The following is a 25,131-nucleotide window of genomic DNA, read 5'->3' on the forward strand; positions in this document are numbered from 1 at the left end:
AAATTATTATCCTTTGTCTTTCTTTTCCAGTTCCGCCTGAAACTCTTCCATAACAGGTTTTACTGTACTTTCAGGTAAATCGGCTATTCGAATATACATCAGCCCATCTACTGCATTATTAAACAATGGATCAACATTAAAGGCAACCACGCGAGCGTTTTGCTTAATGTATTTTTTAATTAAAACAGGTAAACGCAAATTACCCGGTTCTACTTCATCTATGATTTTATCAAATTTATTTAAATCGGCTTCCGTTTCATTGAATACAAAGTCTTTATCGGCATCTTTCAGTTTTACTTTGTATTCTTTTTTCGGATGAATGTATTGTGCTACATACGGGTCATAATAATGCGATTTCATAAACTCAATCATCAGCGATTTAGAAAAATCGGAAAATTGATTACTGATACTTACACCACCAATCAAGTATTTATGTTCCGGATAACGAAGTGTGGTGTGCACAATTCCTTTCCATAATAAAAATAATGGCATTGGTTTTTGTTGGTATTCTTCTATTATAAAAGCCCGACCCATTTCAATGGATTTGCTCATCATATCATATAATTCCGGTTCAAATCGAAATAATTCATGCAGATAAAAACCATCAATACCGTATTTTGTATAAATAGAAGAGCCTAATCCCATTCGGTAGGCACCGGCAATCATTTGTGCATCGTCATCCCACAAAAACATATGGTGATAATACTTGTCATATTGATCTAAATCTAATGATTCATTGGTTCCTTCACCAATGGCTCTAAACGTAATTTCACGTAAGCGACCAATTTCATGTAAGATATTCGGAATTTTATCAGCAGTTACTAAGTAAACCTGATAATTTTTACTTTGCAATAAACGACAATCACTGTTTTCTTTCAACACAGCCATTTCTTCTAAAATTTTGTCGTGATTGGCCGGTTTGGCAATTTCTTTTGGGCTTTTAGTAAATTTTAAATTTGGAGCAGCTAATAATTTATTTCCTTTTTCAAAAGCATTGGCTAACATATATGTTTTTTTGCGAAGAAAATCAGAATATGACTCAATGCTTTCATATTCATTTTGTTCAGCAACAGAAATAGGTTTTCCAATGCGAACTTTGATTACTCTTTTTTTCTGAGTCAACAATTCCGAAGGCAATTTGGCTGTTCGTAGCGTATCGTTTATTTTGGATAAAAAGTAAAATAACCGACTGTTTTTCGCGTGAAAATAAATGGGAACCACCGGAACTTGAGCTTTTCTTATCACTTTGATGGCTCCTTCTTCCCAAGGTTTATCCACCACTAAAACCCCATCTTTATAGGTGGAAACTTCTCCGGCCGGAAACATTCCCAATGGTTTTCCATCGCTTAAATGACGTAAAGTTTCTTTGATGCCAATCACACTCGATTTGGCATCTTTATGATTCTCAAACGGATTTACCGGCATGATATACGGTTTCATCGGTTCGATTCGATGCAATAAAAAGTTGGCAATAATTTTGAAGTTAGGCTCGCGTTCCAACATTAATTTCAACAACAAAATTCCGTCAATTCCACCTAGCGGATGATTGGAAACAGTGATATAAGGGCCTTCTTTTGGTAGCCGTTTTAAATCTTCTTCAGGTATTTCAAACTTAATTTGAAATTCATCTAAAATGGCATTTAAAAAGGGTACTTCAGATAAGTGCTTGTTGCGGTTGTATATTTTATTTAAGGTAGAAATTTTCAATGTTTTCATTAGCAACCAACCAATGCCGGTACCAATGAAGCCGTATTTGTCAACATTTATTGCTTTAGCAACTTCTTTTGCAGAAACTAAACCCATTCGTGATTTTTGTTTGTATGGTTTTGGTCAAAGTAACAAATATAGTAATTCTGACGGTATCAACTTCATAAAAATCGAATAAAAAAGGTAAGTTGTTAAACATTTATTATAATATCTAAATGGGGTTTTGATACTCAAGGTTTTTAACTATTTTTGAAAAAGTATAAACCAAAATCATTCAATGAAGATTATTTCCTATAATGTGAACGGAATTCGGGCCGCTATAACCAAAGGTTTTTTAGACTGGCTTCAACAAGCAAATCCGGATGTCATTTGTTTACAAGAAATCAAAGCTACAGAGGATCAAATTCCTACTGAAGCTATTGCAGCAGCAGGCTATCCTTATCAATATTACTTTTCTGCTCAAAAAAAAGGATATAGTGGCGTAGCTATTCTGTCTAAAATTCAACCCAAAAATGTTGTTTTCGGTACCGGAATTGAATCAATGGATGTTGAAGGTCGAAATGTGAGAGCCGATTTTGATGATTTTTCGGTGATGAGTTTATATCTTCCATCCGGAACAAACATTGAACGATTAGACCATAAATTCAAATATATGGACGATTTTCAGCAGTATATTAATACGTTGAAAGTTGAAATTCCAAACTTAATTATTGGTGGCGATTATAACATTTGTCATGAAGCCATCGATATTCATGACCCTATCAGAAATGCAACCGTTTCCGGATTTTTACCTGAAGAACGACGTTGGTTAGATGGTTTTATGAAAAGCGGATTCATTGATAGTTTCCGTCATTTTAATAAAGAACCCCATCAATATTCGTGGTGGAGTTATCGTGCCAATGCCCGAAACAATAACAAAGGATGGCGAATTGATTATCATTTGGTGAGTGAACCCCTCCGAAACCGATTAAAAAGAGCAGTCATTCTTCCGGAAGCGAAACATTCTGACCATTGCCCAATTGTAGTAGAAATTGACTAAAAATAAACCTCAAATAACAAACAAAATGATTAAAAAAGTTTCTTTAATAGTATTGGTGGCGGCATTATCCACTTCATGCGTTTCAAAAAAAGTATATAATGAATTAGAAAGCAAATATGCAGCTTTAAAAAAACAACAACGCGAGTTATCAGATGAAAATCACGGACTTGAAAAAGCTAAAAATCAATTAGAAAACGACTTGAAGAAAAACCAAGATGAATTAGCCAAAATCAAAGCCGAACGCGATAAATTAAAAACAGATTATGATGCTGCGGCCAATAATTTAAAAACATTACAAACTTCGTATGCCGCGTTAGAAAAAAATTCTGATGAAGCTTTGCAAGCTAATATGAAGAAAAACAGAGAGTTATTAGCTCAGCTTGACGCAAAAGAGAAAGCATTGGCAGCCGAACAAGATCGATTGAACAAATTACAAGCTGATTTAAAAGACCGTTCGCAACGTGTAGATGAATTAGAAGGTTTGATTGCAGCAAAAGAAGCCAATATGCGAAAATTGAAAGAAACACTTTCAAAAGCGTTGGGCGGATTTGAAGGAAAAGGACTTACGGTGGAGCAAAAAAACGGAAAAGTGTATGTTTCCATGGAAAATAAATTACTCTTCCAAACCGGTAGCTGGGCTGTTGGTTCAGAAGGTAGAAAAGCCGTTGTTGAGGTGGGAAAAGTATTAGCTCAAAACCCGGATATTTCTGTATTAATTGAAGGACATACCGATAATGACAAAATCACAGGAACATTAGGTGGCGGAATCGAAAACAACTGGGATTTATCTACTAAAAGAGCAACTGCCATTGTGAATATTTTAGCAGAAAATAAAGGTGTTTTAAAAGAAAATCTTACTGCTGCCGGACGTGGAGAATTTGCTCCACTTATGACAAATGATTCTCCGGAAGGCAAAGCTAAAAATCGTAGAATCGAAATTATTTTGACACCGAAATTAGATGAGATTTCTAAAATGTTGAATGAATTATAAAATAGGTTCTGAGTCGCTAAGGTGCTAAGTTACTAAGATTTTGATCTTACCTCAGCACCTCAGCACCTTAGTACCTCAGTCCCTCAGTCCCTCAAAATGAAATATACAACCCTTTCCCACACCAACATAAAAATCAGTACAATCTGTTTGGGAACCATGACTTTTGGTGAACAAAATACCGAAAGTGAAGCCCATGAACAATTGGATTATGCCGTTTCTCGTGGTATAAATTTCATTGATACGGCAGAAATGTACCCGATTGCTGCCCGAAAAGAAACCTTGGGAAGTACCGAACGATTTATCGGAAGTTGGTTAAAAAACAGAGGAAAACGTGATGATTTAGTAATCGCCACAAAAATTGCTGGACCCAATCGCGGAATGGAGTATATTCGTCAACCGCTTGATTTTTCTGCCAAAAGTATCAAAGAAGCGGTTGATTTAAGTTTGAAAAACCTGCAAACTGATTACATCGATTTGTACCAAATGCATTGGCCGGAACGCGTAATGAATATGTTTGGAAAACGCGGTTTAACCGAAATTGATACCAATTGGAAAGAAAACATTGCTGAAGTTTTATCTGTTTATAATGAGTTAATTAAATCTGGAAAGATTCGCCATATTGGCGTTTCTAACGAAGCTCCATGGGCTGTGATGAAGTTCATCAGCGAAAGCGAAAAGCATAATCTACCTCGAATTGCTACGATTCAAAATCCGTATTCGTTGTTAAATCGACTTTTTGAAGTGGGTTTAACGGAAGTTTGTATGCGAGAAAATATTGGTTTAATGGCGTATTCTCCACTTGGTTTTGGCATTTTATCAGGTAAACATTTAAATGGAGCCCAACCCAATTCTCGCATAAGATTGTTTCCGCAATTTACACGATATACCTCTGAAAATGCAACCAAAGCCACAAAATTATATCAAGAATTAGCCCATAGTCACGGATTGACTTTAACGCAAATGGCATTGGCTTTTGTACAACATCAACAATTTGTGATGAGCACGATTATTGGAGCAACTTCTTTACAACAGTTGAAAGAAAACATCGACTCACATGAAATTGTACTTTCAGAAGAAATTTTAAAAGAAATAGAAAAAATCCACGAAATGATACCGAATCCGGCACCATAAGTTGGTTATCAGTCAGTTAACTGTTAAAAGTCGCAGAATACACTGCATTCTAGTCCTTCAGACGAAGGAGGAATCTCAATCGCAGTTTTCACAAAATATTGTAGAAAGCTGTCAAATCTGTGTAAATCTGCGTTTTGCAAAGCAAATCCGTCCCGATAGCTATCGGAATCAGCGTTCCATTTTCGGGAGATTATTTTACCATCAACTTACTCGTAAACGTATTTCCGTTTGCTTCTTCTACAGAAACAACATACAATCCCGGCGACAATTGACCAATAGAAATCTCAGTTGATTCTGCTGAGTTCATGTTTTGATGCATTACTTTTTTACCCATCATATCAAAAACACTCAATTGAGTCAAATTCAAAAGCGAAGTATTTTGAAGTGTAACGCTATGCTGTGCCGGATTAGGATACAAGCTTAGCCCGTTTCGTTGAAAATCTTCGGTACCTAAACTCGTATCAATAATTTTAGAAATGGTTCCATTAGAAATTCCGGCAACATATAATTCTCCATTGATATCCTCACCAAACGAAACAAAATTACCGGTAAAAAGGCTTGACCACGTTATAGTTCCTCCGCTATTTTCTACCCATCCAATTCGATTTGAACAATAGTCAGAAAAAAAATATTTTCCTACCATGTTAGGATAGGTTGAACCTCTGTAAACATAACCACCTGTAATTGAGCAATAACCGTTACCGAGTGCGTAATTTGCTACTGGCATAAAATAATTAGAGACACTTTGACAACCATTTGTATTATAAGGAATGTTAGCTTCATAACATCGCCAACCATAGTTTAGACCGGCAGTAAGAGGTGTGGATACTTTGTTGATTTCTTCACGAGCATCTTGACCCACATCGGCAATCCATAAATCACCGGTTTGTTTGTCAAATGAAAATTTCCATGGATTACGCATGCCAACTCCCCAAATTTCATCTGCACCTGGAGTTGCTCCTGCATATGGATTTCCTGCCGGAATAGTGTAAGGAGAACCACTATCTACATCAATACGAAGCATTTTTCCTAATAACGAATTGATGTTTTGACCATAATTACTAGGGTCACCAAAACTACCGCCATCACCCATACCTATATATAAATACCCATCCGGACCAAAAACCAACGAACCACCATTGTGATTGCTAAATGGCTGACTTACGGTCAACAAGACCTGTCCGCTGTTAGCATCTGCTACATCTGGGTTGGCACTTACGTTATACCTTGCAATTACCGTAGCTCCATCACTAGCACGAGTGTAATTCACATAAAAATAACCATTTGTGGCATAATTGGGGTGAAAAGCTAAACCAAGCAAGCCTCTTTCGCCCCCGGAAACAATAGTTGAAGAAGTCAAAGTTAAAAAGTTAGTGGCATTAATAGTGCCGTTTGCATTTAAAATACGAATCGCACCGCCACGTTGCACGACAAACAAACGAGAATCACCGGCATTAACAATCGCTACCGGACTCGAAAAACCCGTAGCAAACGTTTGTAAACCGATGGTTTGTGCAAAAGAAATGGTGGTTAGCAAAACAACACAAAATTGTAAAAGTCTTTTCATAGCATTTTTAGTTTTTGGAAAGGTAAAAATAGTAAAAAATTATAAATTCTTTCATTTTAGTAAGTTACAAAAAAAACCGCCCCAAATCACTTCGAGACGGTTCAACCACAATCCAACTAAAATTAGTTCACTACAACATAACCTTTTGTTTTGGCAACACTATGAATAGAGGTTGTTATGGCATTACCCAAATCGTCTTGCGACTTGGTTTTTTTTGATTCGGTATCAATATAAGCTTGGCGTTTTTTAGAAAGTTCATCCATTTCTTTTTGAATGGTTTCGCGTTCTTTGGTTTTTTGGGTTACAATCGTTTTAATTTCCTCTTTCGATTTGTTCTTTAGTTCCGCCGGAAGTTCTTCTACTTTCAAATTGTCTAAAGCTTTGCTATCTTTCTTAGCTTTATCCACCAAATCCCAACTTTCATTTTTATACACGGCTTTTGATTTGCTCACCGCTCTTTCGGCATAATTGGCTCCCGAAATGGATTGAGCATTGGCATCTTGCACTTCCTGAGCCATTTTTTTCTCAGCTCCTTTAGCACCATAACCAATATACGTTTTGTTCAATCGCACGTTGCATTGCGAAATCTGGTCGTCATACGGCGTCACGATATACCGTACTTTGGCATTAGAATCGATGTTGAAATATTTTCCTTGTCCCACATCGGCACCGTCTTTCCACAAACCACGAATACCTTCTTCGGCACTGCCACAATAAATTGTGTTGATATAAATGCCTTTTTTCAACGCATCGGCAATCGCTTCTTTGTAGTTGACGGTACCTTGAGTAAAAGGCTCATTTCCGGCAATATAAATGAGTTTCATGTTTTTCAAGCCGTCTTTCCAGGTCAGTTTTTGCGACGCATCTTGAATCACCGCTCCGCAGTATTCGCTACCGCCATTGGTTCGCAAAGCGAAAAGTTTTTCCGAAATTAAATCTAAGTCATTGGTCAATGGGGTTACTTGTCTAATAAAATTGGAAGCACTGCTCAATCCATCGTTGCCGTATTCATACAACGCAATTTCAATATCAGGCGTTTTTCCTTCGTATTTCAAGGTCGTTAAGGTGTTTACAATGTTCCACAAACGGGATTTGGCTTGTTCAATCAATCCATCCATGCTGTTGGACGTGTCTAGCAATAAAGCCACTTGAATGGTTCCTTCGGTAGTGGTTTCTTCTGGTTGTTGACTGTTTTTTCCACTTGTATGCTCTGCAAGAGTAGCGGTATTTATTTTCTTTTCGCAGCTAAACATCACCATTGAAGTGAGTAAAGCAAAGGTTAAAACTAAATTTTTCATACGATTGTGTTTTTAAATTGTTGAAATTATTTTTGAAGGTTTTTAATGTCATTTTCTATCGAAAGTATCATCAAGCAAGTTGCTGTGCAAAACGACGGACTCGTAATGCAGTGGTGACCGTTCCAACTTCCGTCTGCATTTTGAATTTGCATCATGCGGCCACCGATGTTGTCGTACCATTTTTTCCAATCATCATCGTGATTCACTACCATTGATTCGCCGGTTTGAAGGAAGCTCAAGAATTCTTCGCCACCATTGTTGCCAAAACCATTCAATACATCTTCTCGCATCGCGGTTACTTTGGCAGATTGATAGACTTTGGTTGCCACGTCATACGATTTTGCTTTTTCTTTAGAATAGCCTAAACGCTCTAAATTTTCTTCATTCAAAACCGCATTGCGTTCAATTTTGCCTTCGGATTTTGCTTTTTTAAAGAGTTGCTCGGCTTCTTTGGCTTCTTCGGCACTGTTTCTAACCGAACTGCTCACGGCATACAACATAATTCCCGCACCATCTTCGGTTTTTGCCGATTGACTTTCCGGATTATAATTGCTTTTTTGGTATTCTCTTGCTTTTTGAATTTTGTCTTTATTCACTTTAATGCCATCATTTTTAGACGCCATTTCTAAACTGGAATTCGCAAAAGAGGATTGCAAAACCCCAGCCCATCCTGAATTTTCCACTTTGCCGGAATCACCCATCGATTTTTCAATTTTATCCACACAAACCTGAATTCCTTCTTGCACTCTTTTTTTCATGGTAGCATCGTTTAAAGTAGGAAGCAATTGGTTGAAAAATTGCAACGTCAAAATTGCATCAATGTGTTGTCCTAATTTTCCTTGAATTTGTGTGCCCCGAATTTGTGTGATGTAAGGAGAATTTTGGTTCTTTTCGATTTCATTCAACAGAAATAAAACAGATTTTTTAAGGGTTTCTTTGTGTTGTCCTTTTTCCATTGAATGACCGCAACGGTACAAAGCCATTGCCGACATGGCTGTGGTTGCCGGATCGGAAGCAACAGCATGCGGATTTCTTTCAGATTGATTGTTGCGAGAACCTGCTCCCCAGCCACCATCGGCATTTTGAGCTTGAATGAGCCATTCTTCCCCTTTGGAAATGGTTTCGATGAATTTAGCGTTTGTTTTTACGGTAGATGAACCTTCAATGGATTGTTCGCCCATCAAAGACATAAAGACACAAGGTTGTTCTTCGTCTTTAATAATTTGATTTTGAGCAATTTCTTTTGTTGATTCTGAATTATTTTCCAACACATAAATAAACGGAATACAACTCACTAAAGCGGACATTCCTAGCATGATTTTTGTTTTCATATTGATAGTTTTTGATTAATATTTTTGATAAAATTACCAAGATGAACAACCCAACTTTGAGCGACTTGGTGAAAACCATTTCTGACTTGGTGAAATCGTTTTTTAAACCCAAATTAATTTTCGTACTTTACACTATAATATAAATGAGATGGTTATCCGATTTAAAATAGTACTACTGGCGATGTTTTTTCCTTTGGTAATGATGGCTCAAGACAGCATCAAAACCAAAGTGAGCAAATCTTCTGTGAACAAAAAAGCCAAGGAAGTGGAGCAAACATTGTCTAAAAGTAATCCTGAGAGCACGGCAGATAAATATGTAGAACTGGCGAATGAGTTAGATAAAAAAGGTGATTACGCTAAAGCGGAAGACTATCTGAAAAGAGCATTGCCGATTTATCAAAAACAAAAAAATAAAGATAAAATAGCGAGTACAACACGTTCGATTGCTCAAATGCAAGAGAAGCAGAACAAAGTTGATGATGCTATTAAGAATTATCAATCAGCAAGTGAAGAGGCCGTAAATGTTGGTTATTCGAGGGTAAATTCAAATGATGCGAGTCGATTGCAAAACACAAGTCCGAAAGCACAAGCCGAATATTTGGATTCCAACATCAAAATTTTGGAGAAAGATGGTAAAAAGGAAGAAGCTGCCGAAGTGTATAAACAAAAAGCGGTAGTTGATTTAAAATCGGATAAAAAAGAAATGGCGATTGAAAATTATGAAAAAGCCATTGCTGTTTCGAAAGATAAACCGGAAGAAGTGTTGAAATTAAAAAGTGAGATTTCAAAAGTCTATGCTTCGGAAAACAACTTGGATAAAGCGATTGAAATTACCAAAAACACCATTTCGGAAGCGGAAAAAATCGGAAGTGTTTCGCAACAAATTGAACAACAGCAAACGTTGGCCGATTTGTATTTTAAAAATGAAAACCAAGACGATGCAATTGTTTTGTTGGAAGAAACGTATAATTTGGCTTTAAAAAACGGACGCACTTTTGATGCAAAGAAAGCGATGCTGGCTCTTTCAGATTATTATCGAGAAAAAGGAAATCAAGCAAAAGCGATTGAGTTGTATGATAAATTTCTGAATGATTTTGATCGAATGATTCAAGCGGACAGTTCGTTGGTGGATGCAAAGATTTTTCAAGTTACGGAAGAAAAAATTAAGCAGTTGGAGAAAGAACGTGCGTTGAAAGATGAGTTGATTACGAAGAAAAATAAATTCAATTATGTGTTGATTGGTTCTGTGATTTTGATGTTGATTTTGTTGGGATTGATTGCAAAAGCGTTGTTTTCCATCAAAACCAAGAACAAAAAAATTGCGTTGCAATCGTTGCGAAGAGAAATGAATCCGCATTTTATTTTTAATAGTTTGAATAGTGTGAACCAATTTATTGCTCAAAATAATGAGTTGGAAGCCAATAAATATTTGACTTCGTATTCCAATTTGATGCGAAATATGATGGAAACCTCGAACAAAGATTTTATTTCGTTAACCAATGAATTAGAGCAGATTAAGAAGTATTTGGATTTGGAACATTTGCGATTTCAGGACAAATTTGAGTATGAAATTGCAATAGATGAAAAGTTGGATTCGGATGCGATTTTGGTTCCAAATATGTTGATTCAGCCGCATTTGGAAAACGCCATTTGGCACGGTTTACGTTACCGAGAAACAATAGGAAAACTAAAAGTGACTTTTGCAGAAGAAAATCAGTTAATCAAAGTTTTGATTGAAGATGACGGCATTGGCGTTGAAAAAAGTAAAGAATTGAAAACTCAAAACCAAAAAGTGCACGAATCCAGAGGCTTGAACAATGTGGAAGAACGGATTAATTTGCTGAACGATTTGTATCATCAACAGATTTCGTATTCCATTTCTTCGGGAACGGATGGAAACGGAACCTTGGTCACACTTTATTTTTCTAAAACCACTAAAGTAGCATGAACGATTTTCAAAAAATAAAAAGTGTCATTGTCGAAGATGAATTGGCGGCTCGCGAAGCGTTGAAAAATTATGTGGCAAAATATTGTCCGCAAATCGAGATTATTGGCGAAGCACAAAACAGTCGGGAAGCTATTCCATTGTTGCACGAACTGCAACCGCAATTGGTTTTTTTAGATGTAGAAATGCCTTTTGGCAATGCGTTTGATGTGTTGGAAGGCTGCAAAGATTTGCATTTTGAAACGATTTTTGTCACTGCTTTTTCCGAATATTCGTTGAAAGCGTTGAATCAAAGTGCGGCGTATTATTTGTTGAAACCCATCAGTATTGAAGAGTTGATTTTGGCCGTCAACAAAGTGCAACAACAATTGATGAAGCAGGAATTGTTTAACCGAAATCAAATCATCGTACAAAACTTTCGCGAACCCAAAATCGAGAAGCAACAAGTCATTTTACCGACTTTAGAAGGTTTTGAAGTCGTAAAAATGGAAGAAATTGTCCGTTTGCGAGGCAATGGCAACTTTACTGATATTCATTTAGCCGATGGAACTAAGAAAATGGTCTGTCGTTTTTTAAAACATTTTGATGAATTATTGGATTTTCCGTTTATGAGAGTGCATAAATCACACATCATCAATTTAAATTTTGTGAAATCGTACCACAAATCATTAGGTGGTTATGTCACTCTTTTTGATGAAACGGAGATTGAGATTTCGGTGGGTTATAAGGAGGGGTTTTTGAGGAGGTTTAAATAAAAAAACATATTTTTAAATTATACAATTTGTATAATTTTTCTATATATTTGTATTTCGATTTATAAGCCAAATGAAAATAAAAATTCTTAGAGTTGAAGATAATTTACCTATCGATGCAGCGATAGTATATTCAAAAAATGTAAAAATTAATCTTCCTTCAATTGTAGATGGTTGGCGATTCAATTTTAAAAAGCATGCTAAAGAAGTTGGATTTAAAACGTATATTTTAGTTTGTGAAGATACGCCAACAATAGTAGAAGGTTGTTTGATTTTTGAAATGAAGAATAGAGTTGAGCCTTATATGGCGTTTGTAGAAGTTGCACCACGCAATAGGGGAGAGTTAAAAAAGTTTGAGAATGTAGCTGGTTGTTTGATTGCATTTGCTTGCCGTTTAAGTTTTATAGATGGAAATGATATTTACAGAGGATGGTTAGCATTTGATGTTTTTGAAGAAAATAAAGAGGATGAAATTAAGCTCATGGCTTTGTATTCAAAAAAATATAACGCTTTAAAATTTACAGAAACTACAATGGTTATTCCGCCAAACGGAGGTGAAAAATTGATAAATGAATTTTTGAAAATAGATTATGAAAAATAAAGAAATTAAGCCTGAAGCCATCTGGAATGAAGAAAAGAGAAGTGGTTTAAAAGAATTTATTTCCTCTCATTCTGCCAAACAGTCTAAAGAAAGAATTTTAAAGAATAAATTGCTTTCTATACAATACAAATTGGAAGATTATATTCAAAACGACACAGATGATCAAGTGTTACGAATTCTTGATTTTGTGAAAATGTATTTAAAGGAATTGAAAATCACAAAAAAAGAATTGGCAGATTATTTTGAAATGAAAGATAGCAATCTTCATAAATATCTTTCCGGAGAAAGAAAATTGAATGCCAAAGTGGTTTTAAAGCTAAGTACATTTTCTCATACCAAACCAGAGCAATGGTATCGCGTTCAAATTAAAAATGAATTAAGAGAACTTAAGAAGGAAAATATTGAGAATTATAAAAAGTATGATTATAGGAATTTAATGGAAATTCAATAGGTAAACATTGATTTAAATCTACCCAAACAATTCCCCAACCACATCCTCAATCTTCGCTACCAATTTCACTTGAATCAATGTTTCTTTCAATGATATTTTATTGTATTTCGAAACAAAAATCGTCGAAAAACCTAATTTTTCGGCTTCCAAAATACGTTGTTCTACTCGGTTCACGGGCCGAATTTCTCCAGCTAAACCTACTTCACCCGCAAAGCAAAAATCTTTACCCACCGGAATATCTTCGTTGGAGGATAAAATAGCGGCAACAACTGCTAAATCAATCGCCGGGTCATCCACAGAAATTCCGCCTGTCACATTTAAAAAAACGTCTTTTGCTCCTAAACGAAAACCGGCTCGTTTTTCTAAAACCGCCAAAATCATATTGAGCCGTTTGGCATTATAACCCGTCGTGCTGCGTTGCGGAGTGCCATAAACTGCGGTGCTAACTAAGGCTTGAATTTCAATCATCAACGGTCGCATTCCTTCTAAAGTAGAAGCGATTGCCGTCCCGGAAAGTTCTTCGTCTTTATGAGAAATCAAAATTTCCGATGGATTAGCCACTTCTCTCAAACCGGAACCTTGCATTTCATAAATGCCAATTTCTGCCGTTGAACCAAAACGGTTTTTAAGCGAACGTAGGATTCGGTACACATGGTTTCGATCGCCTTCAAATTGCAAAACGGTATCCACCATGTGTTCTAGAATTTTGGGTCCGGCAATCGTTCCGTCTTTTGTAATGTGACCAATCAAAAGCACAGGAACATTCGTTTCTTTCGCAAATTTGATGAGTTCTGCGGTACATTCGCGAATTTGCGAAATACTTCCAGCAGTCGATTCTATATAATCGGTATGCAAGGTTTGAATGGAATCGATGATGACAATCTCCGGTTCCATTTCTTGAATTTGTTTGAAAATGTTTTGCGTTTTGGTTTCCGTAAGAATAAAACAGTTTTCAAATCTGTTTTCAATTCGTTCGGCACGCATTTTTATTTGTTTCTGGCTTTCTTCGCCTGAAACGTATAAGGTTTTATAAGGTAATTTTAACGCAATTTGCAGCAAAAGCGTACTTTTTCCAATGCCGGGTTCGCCGCCTAAAAGGGTCAAAGAGCCTGGAACTAATCCGCCACCAAGCACACGATTTAATTCGCCATCGGAAGTGTCAAGTCGAATTTCTTGAGTTGAATCAATATCTTTAATTCGAAGTGGTTTAGGGGCTTTTTTTACTTCAGAAGTCGGTTTCCAGCTGGTTTTGTCTTCTTTTTGAATGACTTCTTCCACAATAGTATTCCATTCTTTGCAAGCGTTACATTGACCTTGCCACTTCGAATATTGCGTCCCACAATTTTGACAAAAGAAAGAAGTTTTAATTTTTGACATACATTAATTCATCAATTTTTTCATTTCTTCTGATTTTTCATACATCATGTCTTTGGTTAGTTCACCAATTGGTTCTTTTTGAAAAGCACTCAAGTATTTTTTCTGAGCTCTTTTGTAATCTTCTTTGCGTTCATACATCTGAGCCATATAAAAATCAGCCAACATTGATTTTCCGTAATGTTTTTCAGCTAAAATGGCTAATTCGTCAAATTCATTATATATTTTATTTTTAACAATAGCCGCTTCTATTGCTTTAAAATCATTCAACCGAATAGGCATTTGAATATTTAAGGTTTTTTCTAATGTGTTGTATTTTTCTTTTAAGTATTCAACATAACCGTATTCTAATTTCACAATTTTTTCGTTGAATTCATTCGTGGTAATGGGCTGATAAACCGCAAAAAATTGATATAAAGCATTCGGAATAGAATGTAAAACCAATGAATAGTGCGAAGCTCCAATAAATTCATCAAACTTATAATTGATTTTATCGTTTTGAACGGTTTTCATTTTTTCATCCATTTCTTTCACTTTCTTTTGAATTTTTTTCAAATCGCCGTTAGAAGTGGATTGATAGTAATAAATTGGAGTTTGAAAAGTAGCCAAACGATCCGGTATTCTGGTTTCCATATCTAAACCAAATTCCGGACTCAACGAGATGTATGCGTCAAAAAGAGGAGTGTCTTTATATAAAAACAAGTTTAAAAATCCGGCTGTGGTATCGTGGCCTGCAATCATTTTAAAAGGGGCAATACGATAGGTTTTTAAAAGATAAGGTACTAATTCTGTTCCGATAAAATCATAGAAATTCGCACCGGTTTCAATCGGCAATCCGGTTTCCTCATCTACTCTTGAATCATCATAGCGTTCTTCATTTTTGTTTTGACAAACGCCAATTACGATCACTTCCGGTAAATCATCCCAATAGTTACCGTACTTTAGAGCCCCTAAAAAAGGGTCAAATAAATATTCGGCATCTAAAACCAATAATAGCGGATAACTTCTTTTAGTATCTTTTTCGTAAGAAGGAGGCAGGCTCACATATATTTCTCTGTCAACACCAAGTTTTCGTGAAGAAAATTGATCAATTGTTTTTTGAGCGTAAATTGAAAAAGAGCATAATAATACTATCAGTAATTGTATTGCTTTCATTTTGGTTAGTTTTGGAAATTAGTTTAAGACTAATTATTTTTCGAAAGCAAGATAGTAAATTATTTGTTTTTGTTGAAAACGGGTAACAATAAAAATGAAAGTGTGCCTAAAATAACCACCATTAGCGTTTGTGATGTCCAAACCAGCCAACCAAATGCTGTGCCGGCAGTTTCAGGAACGTTGTAAAGTAAAAGAATTTCTGCCATCAAAAACGGATAGGCTCCAAAACCGGAATTGGTTAAGGTTATGGCAAGTCCACCAACAATAAAAGAAATTACAACGGTGCTTAAACTCAAATTACTGGTTTCAGGTAAAGCAAAAATAGTAATATAGAACATAAAAAAGTAACTTGCCCAAATCAGTAAAGAATGAAAGAGGAAGGCCCATTTTTTCTCCATTTGCCAAATGCTTGTGACACCTTCTACTAAACCGGAAATTTTTTGTTTAATCAAAAGAATAATTCGAAGTTTAGAATAACGGAACAACAAGATTACACTAATAAAAAGGAAAGCTCCTACACCTAAAAGCAACATTAATTTTTGAAAAGGAATTTTATCTAAAACAAAGGTTTTCAATACATCAAATTCCAGAAAAAAGGCTAAGGCAATAAACGATAATAAGAAAAAAGTATCCACAACTCTTTCGGCAATGATGGTGCCAAAGGCTTTATCAAACGGAACGTCTTCGTATTTTTTAAGCAGTAACGCACGGGAAACTTCGCCAGAACGAGGAATAGACATGTTGACAAAATAACCAATGCAAACCGCCATTACGTTCGTGGAAATTTTTGGATGATAGCCAAGATGAGCCAAGGTATATTTCCATCGATAACCTCTAGACCATAATGCTATTGCACTTATTATAAGTGAAATGTAAATATAGAAATAATCAGCATTTTTAAATTGTTGCTTGATTTCTTCCAGTTGTTCAGGGGTGAATTTTTGATAAGTATAAATAACCAACGCCAATCCCAGTAAAATAGGAAGGAGGATGGACAGCCATTTTCCGATTTTTTGTTTCAATGGGAATTAAGTGAGCGAATTATCATTTTCGTTAGGAAAAACCAATGCCGGTTTGAAGGTTTTTGCTTCTTCCATGTCTAAAATTCCGTAAGCAATAATGATGATGATATCGCCTTTTTGTACTTTTCGTGCAGCAGGACCGTTTAACGTAATTTCGCCACTATTGCGGTTACCTTTAATTACGTAAGTTTCTAAACGTTCACCATTGTTGATGTTTACGATAGAAACTTTTTCGCCTTCCACTAAGTTTGAAGCATCCATTAAGGCTTCGTCAATGGTAATACTTCCGATGTAATTTAAATCTGCTCCAGTCACCTTTACGCGGTGAATCTTGGATTTAACAACTTGAATTTGCATGGGGCAAAGGTAATTAATTTAATGAAATAGTATCAATTAAACGAATGTTGTTAACAAAAACGGCAATAAAAGCTCGGTATTTTTTGCCTTTTGATTTTCGAATGCTTGGTTTTAGGGAGTTTTCATTGGCAATTTCAAAATATTCTAATGAAAATAGGTTGTGCTTTTCAAATGTTTTTTTAACATATTCCGAGATGTTTTTTATCGAATGTTGATGAAATTTTGCTTTTGCTTCCAATAAAGTTTTATATATCAAAGCAGCTTCTGTTTTTTCGGTTTCGGATAATCGTTCATTTCTTGAACTCATCGCTAATCCGTTAGGTTCACGATGAATCGGGCATCCAATGATGTTGACAGGGATATGATATTTTTGAACTAATTTCTTTACGATTTGCAATTGCTGAAAGTCTTTTTCGCCAAAATAAGCATTTGTGGGCTGAACAATTTCAAATAACCGTTTTACAATTGTACCCACTCCATCAAAATGACCAGGACGGTGTTTGCCTTCCATCTGATGCTCTAAACCATCATAACTAAAATGTTGAGAAACGGTGTTCCCTTCATAAATGTCATCTACACTCGGAGCAAAAACAATGATTTTTTTACTTAGTTCTGCAATTTTTTCAACATCGCATTTTAATGTTCGGGGGTATTTTTTTAAATCTTCCGGGTTGTTAAATTGGGTGGGATTCACAAAAATACTGATTATAGTATGTTCGTTTTCTTGTAATGATTTTTCTAATAAAGAAAGATGACCTTTATGTAAAGCACCCATTGTAGGCACAAACCCAATTGTGTTTTTTGAAGTCAAAAAAGGCATCAAATGCTCTTTGAGTTCAGATTGTTTATTGAATATGAGCATACAAATTTTATTGGTTGAGTTGCAAACTTACTATTTTACTTAAATATCTGCATAAATTTTTGTAATTTTGCATGTTTAAAAATCTAAACGACAAAGAAAAACATATGGAGGATAAGAGGATATTGTATGTATCATCTGAGGTAGTGCCTTATTTAGCTGAAAATGAAGTTTCCATGATGTCTTATGATGTGCCAAAAATGATCAATGATCAAGGTGGACAAATAAGAATTTTCATGCCAAGATACGGAAACATCAACGAAAGAAGACATCAATTACATGAAGTGATCAGGTTATCTGGAATGAACTTGGTGGTGAATGATTTAGATATGCCTTTAATTATTAAAGTAGCTTCTATTCCAAAAGAACGAATTCAAGTTTATTTTATTGATAATGATGAATATTTTAAACGTAAAGCAACTTTTACAGACGAAGACGGAAAGCTATATGCCGATAATGATGAACGTGCGATTTTCTTTGCGAAAGGAGTTGTTGAAACGGTAAAAAAATTAAATTGGGTACCGGATATTATTCATGTTCATGGTTGGATGGCTTCATTATTGCCGGTTTACATGAAACATTTTTATAAAAATGAAGCACTTTTTTCGAACACAAAAGTGGTTACTTCGGTTTACGCTCAATCATTTGAAGGTAATTTAGACATGGAATTAATCAATAAAGTAAAATTTGATGAAATTCCTCATGATGCTGTGGCAGAGTTGGCTCAGCCAAATTATGAAAATATTGTCAAAACGGCTGTAATCCATTCAGATGCAGTTATTATAGCTTCAGAAAACTTGTCTCCAAGTTTAACAAAATTTATAGAATCTTCCAACAAACCTTTTTTACCTTTCGTGCCGAAAGAAGGGTTTGCGGAGCAGTACACTAATTTCTATAAAAATAGCGTTTTATAAATTTATTTTAATTCAATGTTTACAAAAAAATTAATTCAACCGGTTGTATTGGCCTTTTTAGGGTTTACTTTGTTTTCTTGTGATAAAGATTTCAATACTATTGGGGTGGATATCATCGATGATAATCATTTTGTTTTTGGCACTCCAGATAGAGACGCTACTGTAGTTGCTTATAATGAGGATTTACCAATTGTTCAAACTGATAATTTAACCATTAATCCATTAGGAATTTATCGAAATTCTACTTTTGGAACGCAAACGGCTAATTTTGTGACGCAGTTGGTTTTGCCGTCATCTACTCCTTCGTTCAAAATTATTAATGAAGACCCTGAAATAACTGAAGTTGTATTATATATTCCTTATTTTTCAACTGCAGGAACAACAACAGATGGTGTTACACAATATACTTTAGATTCTCTTTATGGCACTTCTAAATTAAAGCTGAGTGTTTTTGAAAATGGTTATTTTTTGAGAGATTTAGATCCGTCCAACAATTTTACACAAGCTCAAAAATACTATTCCAATCAAGGAAATGATTTTGAAATTTTCAAAAGAGGTGCTGCTGCAGATGGGACCTCTGTTGCAGGTGGAGAACGATTAAACAATAGTACTACCACAAGTGAAAACGATGCATTCTATTTCAATAATACTCAAATTACAGAAACATCTACCGATGATGAAGGAACTGAAACTACAAAAAAATTGGTTCCTGGAATGTATTTTACCTTGAATAAAGAATATTTTCAAAAGAAAATAATAGGTGGTTACTTAGATGGTAAATTAAGTAATGCGAATGTCTTTAATGACTATTTTAGAGGTTTGTATTTTAAAGTTGAGCCTTCTGCCGAAGATCCCAATGGAAGTAGTTTAGCAATGATTAATTTCAGAGGAGGAAAAATTACGATTAAATATAAAGAGGATTTTGAAAAGATTACAGGAAATACTTCTACGGTTATAAGAACGAATAAAACTCTTGATTTAACGCTTGGGGGATATTCTGCGAGTTTAGTAACACAAAATAGAACGACTGAATACCAAAACGCCTTGCAAAATGCTTCGCCAACGCTTGGTGATGAACGTTTGTTTATTAATGGAGGTGCAGGTTCAATGGCAATTATTGATTTGTTTGGTAGAGACGAAGATGGGGAATCGGCTGAATTAGAAAATTATCGTTCTAAAGGATGGCTAATTAATGAAGCAAATTTAACTTTTAGAATTGATAGAGATGCAATGGGGGAAAATAAAGAGCCACAGCGTATTTATTTGTACGATATTAATAATAAGCGACCAATTTTAGATTATGTTCGAGATCAAACTTCGAGTTCAAAAGTGAAATTTGCTAAAAGAATTCACAGTGGAATCATTGTAAAAGAAGATGATAAAGGAGTGTATTATAAAATAAGATTGACCAATCATATTTCAAATCTACTTAGAAAAGATTCAACTAATGTTCGATTAGGATTAGTAGTTACGGAAGCAATTTCTGTAGTGTCTAATAATAGTTTAAAGAATCCTTCTGCCTCTGGTTTGAAAGAAGTTCCATTGGCATCGGTATTAAGTCCTTTAGGAACAGTGTTGTATGGAAGCAAAAGTTCTGTACCTTTGGACAAAAGATTAAAATTAGAAATTTATTACACCAAACCTGACTAAATAAATAAATTATGTGTGGAATTGTTGGATATATCGGTAAAAGAGACGCTTATTCAATTGTAATCAAAGGTCTTAAACGATTAGAATATAGAGGCTATGATAGTGCAGGAATCATGCTTCATGATGGAAAGGAACTTAAAGTTTCTAAAACAAAAGGAAAAGTAACCGACCTGGAAGAGGTTTCTCAAAAAGATAATAATTTCTTTGGTTCAATCGGAATGGGTCATACGCGTTGGGCTACTCATGGTGTGCCAAATGATGTGAATTCGCATCCTCACTTATCTAATTCCGGTAATTTAGCCATTATTCACAATGGAATTATTGAGAATTATGAACCTTTAAAGAAAGAATTAATCAAACGTGGATATGTTTTTCATTCGGATACAGATACGGAAGTATTGATTAATTTAATTGAAGACGTTCAGAAAAAAGAGAATATTAAATTAGGAAAGGCTGTGCAGATTGCATTAAACCAAGTTGTTGGGGCTTATGCAATAGCTGTTTTCGACAAAAATAAACCAGATGAAATTATCGTTGCTCGATTAGGAAGTCCATTAGCAATAGGTATTGGTGATGGTGAGTTTTTTGTTGCATCCGATGCTTCACCATTCATTGAATATACTTCTAATGCCATTTATCTAGAAGATGAAGAAATGGCTATCGTTCGTTTACACAAGCCAATAAAAGTTAGAAAAATTAAAGATGATTCTTTGGTTGATCCGTATGTTCAAGAATTAAAAATGAATCTTGAGCAAATTGAAAAAGGTGGTTATGACCACTTTATGATGAAAGAGATTTATGAGCAACCAAATGTAATTAAAGATACTTATAGAGGTAGATTACTTGCCAACAAAGGAATCATCCAAATGGCAGGAGTAGAAGATAATTTAGAGAAATTCTTAAATGCAGAAAGAATTATCATTGTTGCTTGTGGAACCTCTTGGCATGCTGGTTTAGTAGCGGAATATATATTTGAAGAGTTTGCTCGTATTCCGGTTGAGGTAGAATACGCTTCTGAATTCAGATACCGTAATCCTATTATCAATAAAAAAGATGTTGTTGTGGCTATTTCTCAATCAGGAGAAACAGCAGATACATTAGCAGCCATAAAATTGGCTAAAGAAAACGGAGCGTTTGTTTTTGGTGTTTGTAATGTTGTTGGATCTTCTATTTCAAGAGAAACCGATGCAGGAGCTTATACTCACGCTGGCCCAGAAATTGGTGTAGCTTCAACAAAAGCGTTTACCACTCAAATAACGGTTTTAACCTTAATCGCATTGCGTTTAGCTAAAGCAAAAGGTACGATGTCTAATTCTGATTTCCATCGTTATTTATTAGAATTGGAAATGATTCCTGAAAAAGTTGAAGAAGCTTTAGAAACCAATGAAATAGCAAAAAAGATTGCAAATATTTACAAAGATTCACCAAATTGTTTATATTTAGGTAGAGGTTACAACTTCCCGGTTGCACTTGAAGGAGCTTTAAAACTTAAAGAGATTTCGTATATCCATGCAGAAGGATATCCTGCTGCTGAAATGAAACACGGGCCAATTGCGTTAATAGATGAATCCATGCCGGTTGTGGTTATCGCACCAAAAATGGGTCATTACGATAAAGTAGTAAGTAACATTCAAGAAATTAAATCAAGAAGCGGAAAAATCATCGCAGTTGTAACAAAAGGCGATACGCAAGTAAGAGATTTAGCAGATCATGTAATCGAAATTCCTGAAACTTCTGATGCATTATCACCCTTATTAACTACCATTCCGCTGCAATTGTTATCCTATCACATTGCGGTAATGAGAGGATGTAATGTTGATCAACCTCGAAATTTAGCCAAATCGGTTACAGTAGAATAAATTTTACATTTATAATCATTAAAAAAAGCAGGCATTTTGTCTGCTTTTTTCATTTTTCCTTTTTTGTTAAATAAAATGCTAAAATTTTAAATTATAATTAAAAAATAGTATGAACGCATACTAAAATTTACTTTTATTGATTAAAACACAAAAAATGCTAACGAATTTGAATTGAGAATTGTGCAAAAATCTGATTATTTAACTGCTAAAAAGCATAATTTATTTCACTTTTTTTATTAATTTCAAAAATAGTTGTATTTTGGTATCGTAAACTAACAAAACTCTAACTTTATGAAAGTGTATTACTTTATTTTGACTTTGTTTTTTTGTAGCATTTCATTTGCTCAAACAACAATTACAGGGACAGTTGTTGACAAGTCAAACCAACCGATTCCGGGGGCAAACATCAAAATTGTTGGTGAAGCCATCGGAACAGTGACTGACTTTGATGGTAACTTTTCCCTTACCACACAAAAAAACCCACCTTTTTCAGTAGAAATTTCTTCTATTGGTTTTGCTACTCAAACAGTAGAAGTAAAAACAAAAAACCAAAAAATTAGTGCAGTTTTAGCGGAAGAAGAAACTCGATTAGACGAAATTGTAGTTTCGGCCTCCAGAGCTCCTGAAAGAGTGAGGGAATCTCCTGTAACCATTGAAAGAATGAGTGTAAGAGACATTAAAAAGTCGGCATCGGTTTCTTTCTATGACGGATTGGAAAATTTAAAAGAGGTACACATGAACACTAGTAGTATGTCTTTTAAATCAATCAATACCAGAGGTTTTGCTACAGTAGCTAACACTCGTTTTATGCAATTGGTTGATGGGATGGACAATTCCTCTCCGTTGTTAAACTTTGTTTTAGGCAACTTAATTGGTGTTTCTGAAATTGATGTTGCCAGTGTAGAATTATTGCCTGGTGCATCATCTGCTCTTTATGGAGCAAATGCTTTTAATGGTATTTTATTTATGACTAGTAAAAGTCCTTTTACTCATCAAGGAGTAAGTGCTTATGCTAAAGTTGGACAAACAAGCCAACAAGCAGCCGGAAATAATTTATACTATGATTATGGAGTAAGAGTAGCAAAAGCGTTTACCCCACATTTTGCTGCAAAAGCTAACTTCACTTTTATGAATGGAACGGACTGGTATGCAACAGATTATAGAGATATTGGATTTCAAGGAACAGACAGAACTGACCCTAGCTATAATGGTATAAACGTTTATGGAGATGAAGCAGCTATTAACTTAAAATCAAGACAAGCATTTGGGTCTCCTGGGTATACTATTTTGCCAAACATTGATATTTCAAGAACAGGATATAATGAAACAGATTTAACGGACAACAAAGTACAAAATTCTAAAGTAGATTTTTCACTTCATTACAGACCTTTTGGAAATGAAAATCTTGAGATTATTTGGCAATCAAAATTTGGTTTTGGAAATACTGTATATCAAGGTGCAAGTAGATATTACTTAAATGGCTTTTTTATGCAGCAACATAAATTAGAATTTAAAGGCAAAAACTTTTTTGTTCGTGGTTATTTCACAACAGAGGATGGTGGAAATTCATATGACATGACATTTACTGCATTAAATATCAACAGAAAATGGAAATCCGATGCTGATTGGTTTGCACAATATGGTGGAGCCTATGTTCAGTCAACCTTGAATGGTGCAACTCCAGAACAAGCACATGCTGCGGCTAGAAATGTTGCGGACACCGGAAGGTTTCTTCCTGGTACCCAAGAGTTCAAAGACGCATTTAATCAAGTTATTTCCGATCCTAATGTTTTAACAGGCTCTAAATTGGTTGATAATTCAAGAATTTATCATTCTGATGCTAACTATAATTTTAGAGATGTAGTAAAATTTGCTGAAATTCAAGTAGGGGGTTCATATAGATTATATGACTTAAATTCATTTGGAAGAATTTATACAGATAATGTAGGACCTATAAGTTATAATGAGTATGGATTATATACTCAAGCTCAAAAAAATATTTTGGAAAATTTAAAGTTGGTGGCTTCAATTCGATATGATAAAGCTCAAAATTTTGATGGTAATTTTTCACCAAGAGTTTCATTGGTTTATTCTGTAGATGAACAAAAAAACCATATATTCAGAGGGTCATTCCAAACAGGTTTTAGAAATCCTACCACACAAGACCAATACATTGGATTTGATATAGGAAGTAGAGTGTTAATTGGTTCTGCTTCTGATAATTTATCTAGATTTAGTGAAGTTCGTGGAAACAACATTAATGGTAGTGGTGAAATTTCTGCATTCGGACAAAGTCAGTTAGGATCAAATACTGTTACTTTGAATGGATTTGATGCTTATTATAATTCTTTCACAGAAGAATCATTTAAATTGTTTGACGCTATCTACAGATCAGGACCACCCTCTGGCTTAGCAAATGCTGCAACTAATCTTGTAAGAGCAGACGTTAATTTAGTTAAACCAGAATTTGTAAAAGCATTCGAATTAGGTTATAGAGGTTCATTTAAAGGAGTTTCAATTGATATTAATGGATATTACAATATTTATAACGATTTCATTGGAAATATAAATGTTATTACACCTTATTATGGTGTTGCAGAGACAAATCCTAATATTTCTCTTAATACTTCAGCAAATGCTCTCGCAAATAGAGATTTTAGAACGTATCAATTATACACCAACACAGATATAGAAATCAAATCTTTAGGTTTTGGTGCTGGAATTTCAACAAAATTCTACAAAGATTTTGAGTTTTCAGCCAATTATAATTTTGCAGAATTTGATTTTGATCAAGCAAAAGACCCAAGTTTTGAAGCTGGATTTAACACACCAAAACACCGTGTAAAAGGTTCTATTAGTAATGATAAATTATTCAAAAACTTTGGTTTCAATGTAAGTGCAAGATGGAGTAGTGAATATTTGTGGCAATCTACTTTTGTGGATGGTATGATCAAAGAAATGACAGTAGTTGATGCTCAAATCAATTATGCTATTCCAAGTTTAAAATCGGTTATCAAGGTAGGTGCAACTAACTTAGGAGGTAATGAATATATTCAAGTATTAGGAGCAGGTGCTGTAGGGCAACAATTTTTTGTTGGATTAACAATCAATCAATAATAAAAATATAT

Annotated in this window: 20 protein-coding genes; 11 read left to right on the forward strand and 9 right to left on the reverse strand. The window is 34.8% G+C overall.

The annotated features are described in order from the left end of the window. Window positions 1-6: 6 nt before the first annotated feature. Complete coding sequence (locus H601_RS0103355; protein WP_026710186.1) at window positions 7-1,803, reverse strand: GNAT family N-acyltransferase; 1,797 nt, start codon at window positions 1,801-1,803, stop codon at window positions 7-9. 181 nt (window positions 1,804-1,984) lie between these two features. Here H601_RS0103355 and H601_RS0103360 point away from each other — a divergent pair, with 181 nt between their 5' ends. From H601_RS0103360 to H601_RS0103370, 3 genes are all read left to right on the forward strand, one after another. Beyond that, window positions 1,985-2,746, forward strand: a complete 762-nt coding sequence (locus tag H601_RS0103360) for an exodeoxyribonuclease III (protein WP_026710187.1) — start codon at window positions 1,985-1,987, stop codon at window positions 2,744-2,746. Between the two features lie 25 nt (window positions 2,747-2,771). Continuing rightward, complete coding sequence (locus H601_RS0103365) at window positions 2,772-3,737, forward strand: OmpA family protein (protein ID WP_026710188.1); 966 nt, start codon at window positions 2,772-2,774, stop codon at window positions 3,735-3,737. A gap of 96 nt (window positions 3,738-3,833) precedes the next feature. Further along, window positions 3,834-4,868, forward strand: a complete 1,035-nt coding sequence (locus tag H601_RS0103370; protein WP_026710189.1) for an NADP(H)-dependent aldo-keto reductase — start codon at window positions 3,834-3,836, stop codon at window positions 4,866-4,868. Between the two features lie 190 nt (window positions 4,869-5,058). Here H601_RS0103370 and H601_RS0103375 read toward each other — a convergent pair whose 3' ends face one another. From H601_RS0103375 to H601_RS0103385, 3 genes are all read right to left on the reverse strand, one after another. After that, a complete protein-coding gene (locus tag H601_RS0103375) occupies window positions 5,059-6,435 on the reverse strand; it encodes a PQQ-dependent sugar dehydrogenase (RefSeq protein WP_035655463.1) in 1,377 nt (458 codons plus the stop codon). A gap of 122 nt (window positions 6,436-6,557) precedes the next feature. After that, entirely contained in the window at window positions 6,558-7,733 is a 1,176-nt protein-coding gene (locus H601_RS0103380) for a vWA domain-containing protein (protein WP_026710191.1), read from the reverse strand. Window positions 7,734-7,759: 26 nt separating this feature from the next. Further along, a complete protein-coding gene (locus tag H601_RS0103385; protein WP_026710192.1) occupies window positions 7,760-9,064 on the reverse strand; it encodes a hypothetical protein in 1,305 nt (434 codons plus the stop codon). A gap of 148 nt (window positions 9,065-9,212) precedes the next feature. Between H601_RS0103385 and H601_RS0103390 the strand changes: the two genes are divergently transcribed. From H601_RS0103390 to H601_RS0103405, 4 genes are all read left to right on the forward strand, one after another. After that, window positions 9,213-11,012 (forward strand): tetratricopeptide repeat-containing sensor histidine kinase, encoded by a 1,800-nt coding sequence (locus tag H601_RS0103390; RefSeq protein ID WP_051220646.1) that lies wholly within the window; start codon window positions 9,213-9,215, stop codon window positions 11,010-11,012. Continuing rightward, window positions 11,009-11,764: a LytR/AlgR family response regulator transcription factor gene (locus tag H601_RS0103395; protein WP_026710194.1), complete on the forward strand. Its 756-nt coding sequence runs from the start codon at window positions 11,009-11,011 to the stop codon at window positions 11,762-11,764. The genes H601_RS0103390 and H601_RS0103395 overlap by 4 nt, the downstream gene beginning before the upstream one ends. A gap of 70 nt (window positions 11,765-11,834) precedes the next feature. Further along, window positions 11,835-12,362 carry a hypothetical protein gene (locus H601_RS0103400; RefSeq protein WP_026710195.1) on the forward strand — a complete coding sequence of 176 codons (528 nt, stop codon included), beginning with the start codon at window positions 11,835-11,837 and terminating at the stop codon, window positions 12,360-12,362. Continuing rightward, window positions 12,352-12,813: a helix-turn-helix transcriptional regulator gene (locus H601_RS0103405; protein ID WP_026710196.1), complete on the forward strand. Its 462-nt coding sequence runs from the start codon at window positions 12,352-12,354 to the stop codon at window positions 12,811-12,813. Before H601_RS0103400 ends, H601_RS0103405 begins: the two co-directional genes overlap by 11 nt. 18 nt (window positions 12,814-12,831) lie before the next feature. Here H601_RS0103405 and radA read toward each other — a convergent pair whose 3' ends face one another. The 5 genes from radA to panC are packed head-to-tail and all read right to left on the reverse strand — an operon-like array spanning window position 12,832 to window position 17,583. Then, window positions 12,832-14,190: a DNA repair protein RadA gene (radA, locus tag H601_RS0103410; RefSeq protein WP_026710197.1), complete on the reverse strand. Its 1,359-nt coding sequence runs from the start codon at window positions 14,188-14,190 to the stop codon at window positions 12,832-12,834. A 3-nt stretch (window positions 14,191-14,193) separates the two neighbouring features. Next, complete coding sequence (locus H601_RS0103415; protein ID WP_026710198.1) at window positions 14,194-15,342, reverse strand: alpha/beta hydrolase; 1,149 nt, start codon at window positions 15,340-15,342, stop codon at window positions 14,194-14,196. A gap of 59 nt (window positions 15,343-15,401) precedes the next feature. Further along, window positions 15,402-16,364: a lysylphosphatidylglycerol synthase transmembrane domain-containing protein gene (locus tag H601_RS0103420; RefSeq protein ID WP_026710199.1), complete on the reverse strand. Its 963-nt coding sequence runs from the start codon at window positions 16,362-16,364 to the stop codon at window positions 15,402-15,404. A gap of 6 nt (window positions 16,365-16,370) precedes the next feature. Next, the gene (gene panD / locus H601_RS0103425) at window positions 16,371-16,721 is read right to left on the reverse strand and encodes an aspartate 1-decarboxylase (protein WP_026710200.1); all 351 of its coding nucleotides are present in this window, start codon (window positions 16,719-16,721) and stop codon (window positions 16,371-16,373) included. A gap of 13 nt (window positions 16,722-16,734) precedes the next feature. After that, window positions 16,735-17,583 (reverse strand): pantoate--beta-alanine ligase, encoded by an 849-nt coding sequence (gene panC / locus H601_RS0103430; protein ID WP_026710201.1) that lies wholly within the window; start codon window positions 17,581-17,583, stop codon window positions 16,735-16,737. Window positions 17,584-17,687: 104 nt separating this feature from the next. On the opposite strand from panC, the gene H601_RS0103435 reads away from it, so the two are divergent. The 4 genes from H601_RS0103435 (at window position 17,688) to H601_RS0103450 (ending at window position 25,120) form a co-directional block, all read left to right on the forward strand. Beyond that, a complete protein-coding gene (locus tag H601_RS0103435) occupies window positions 17,688-18,494 on the forward strand; it encodes a glycogen/starch synthase (protein ID WP_026710202.1) in 807 nt (268 codons plus the stop codon). Window positions 18,495-18,509: 15 nt separating this feature from the next. Beyond that, the gene (bamH, locus tag H601_RS0103440) at window positions 18,510-20,144 is read left to right on the forward strand and encodes a BamH family beta-barrel-assembly machinery protein (protein ID WP_026710203.1); all 1,635 of its coding nucleotides are present in this window, start codon (window positions 18,510-18,512) and stop codon (window positions 20,142-20,144) included. A gap of 11 nt (window positions 20,145-20,155) precedes the next feature. Next, window positions 20,156-22,003: a glutamine--fructose-6-phosphate transaminase (isomerizing) gene (gene glmS, locus H601_RS0103445; RefSeq protein ID WP_026710204.1), complete on the forward strand. Its 1,848-nt coding sequence runs from the start codon at window positions 20,156-20,158 to the stop codon at window positions 22,001-22,003. A 291-nt stretch (window positions 22,004-22,294) separates the two neighbouring features. After that, complete coding sequence (locus H601_RS0103450) at window positions 22,295-25,120, forward strand: TonB-dependent receptor domain-containing protein (protein ID WP_026710205.1); 2,826 nt, start codon at window positions 22,295-22,297, stop codon at window positions 25,118-25,120. The last annotated feature ends 11 nt before the right edge of the window (window positions 25,121-25,131 follow it).

It is taken from the genome of Flavobacterium filum DSM 17961, from assembly GCF_000425465.1.
GTDB classification, from domain to species: domain Bacteria; phylum Bacteroidota; class Bacteroidia; order Flavobacteriales; family Flavobacteriaceae; genus Flavobacterium; species Flavobacterium filum.

Coding starts and splice junctions, on each gene's coding strand:
- H601_RS0103400 (WP_026710195.1), top strand. CDS start 11,835: ATGAAAATAAAAATTCTTAGAGTTGAAGATAATTTACCTATCGATGCA.
- H601_RS0103385 (WP_026710192.1), bottom strand. CDS start 9,064: ATGAAAACAAAAATCATGCTAGGAATGTCCGCTTTAGTGAGTTGTATT.
- H601_RS0103375 (WP_035655463.1), bottom strand. CDS start 6,435: ATGAAAAGACTTTTACAATTTTGTGTTGTTTTGCTAACCACCATTTCT.
- H601_RS0103450 (WP_026710205.1), top strand. CDS start 22,295: ATGAAAGTGTATTACTTTATTTTGACTTTGTTTTTTTGTAGCATTTCA.
- H601_RS0103360 (WP_026710187.1), top strand. CDS start 1,985: ATGAAGATTATTTCCTATAATGTGAACGGAATTCGGGCCGCTATAACC.
- glmS (WP_026710204.1), top strand. CDS start 20,156: ATGTGTGGAATTGTTGGATATATCGGTAAAAGAGACGCTTATTCAATT.
- panC (WP_026710201.1), bottom strand. CDS start 17,583: ATGCTCATATTCAATAAACAATCTGAACTCAAAGAGCATTTGATGCCT.
- radA (WP_026710197.1), bottom strand. CDS start 14,190: ATGTCAAAAATTAAAACTTCTTTCTTTTGTCAAAATTGTGGGACGCAA.
- H601_RS0103390 (WP_051220646.1), top strand. CDS start 9,213: ATGGTTATCCGATTTAAAATAGTACTACTGGCGATGTTTTTTCCTTTG.
- H601_RS0103415 (WP_026710198.1), bottom strand. CDS start 15,342: ATGAAAGCAATACAATTACTGATAGTATTATTATGCTCTTTTTCAATT.
- H601_RS0103355 (WP_026710186.1), bottom strand. CDS start 1,803: ATGGGTTTAGTTTCTGCAAAAGAAGTTGCTAAAGCAATAAATGTTGAC.
- H601_RS0103370 (WP_026710189.1), top strand. CDS start 3,834: ATGAAATATACAACCCTTTCCCACACCAACATAAAAATCAGTACAATC.
- H601_RS0103380 (WP_026710191.1), bottom strand. CDS start 7,733: ATGAAAAATTTAGTTTTAACCTTTGCTTTACTCACTTCAATGGTGATG.
- H601_RS0103365 (WP_026710188.1), top strand. CDS start 2,772: ATGATTAAAAAAGTTTCTTTAATAGTATTGGTGGCGGCATTATCCACT.
- H601_RS0103435 (WP_026710202.1), top strand. CDS start 17,688: ATGGAGGATAAGAGGATATTGTATGTATCATCTGAGGTAGTGCCTTAT.
- panD (WP_026710200.1), bottom strand. CDS start 16,721: ATGCAAATTCAAGTTGTTAAATCCAAGATTCACCGCGTAAAGGTGACT.
- bamH (WP_026710203.1), top strand. CDS start 18,510: ATGTTTACAAAAAAATTAATTCAACCGGTTGTATTGGCCTTTTTAGGG.
- H601_RS0103405 (WP_026710196.1), top strand. CDS start 12,352: ATGAAAAATAAAGAAATTAAGCCTGAAGCCATCTGGAATGAAGAAAAG.
- H601_RS0103395 (WP_026710194.1), top strand. CDS start 11,009: ATGAACGATTTTCAAAAAATAAAAAGTGTCATTGTCGAAGATGAATTG.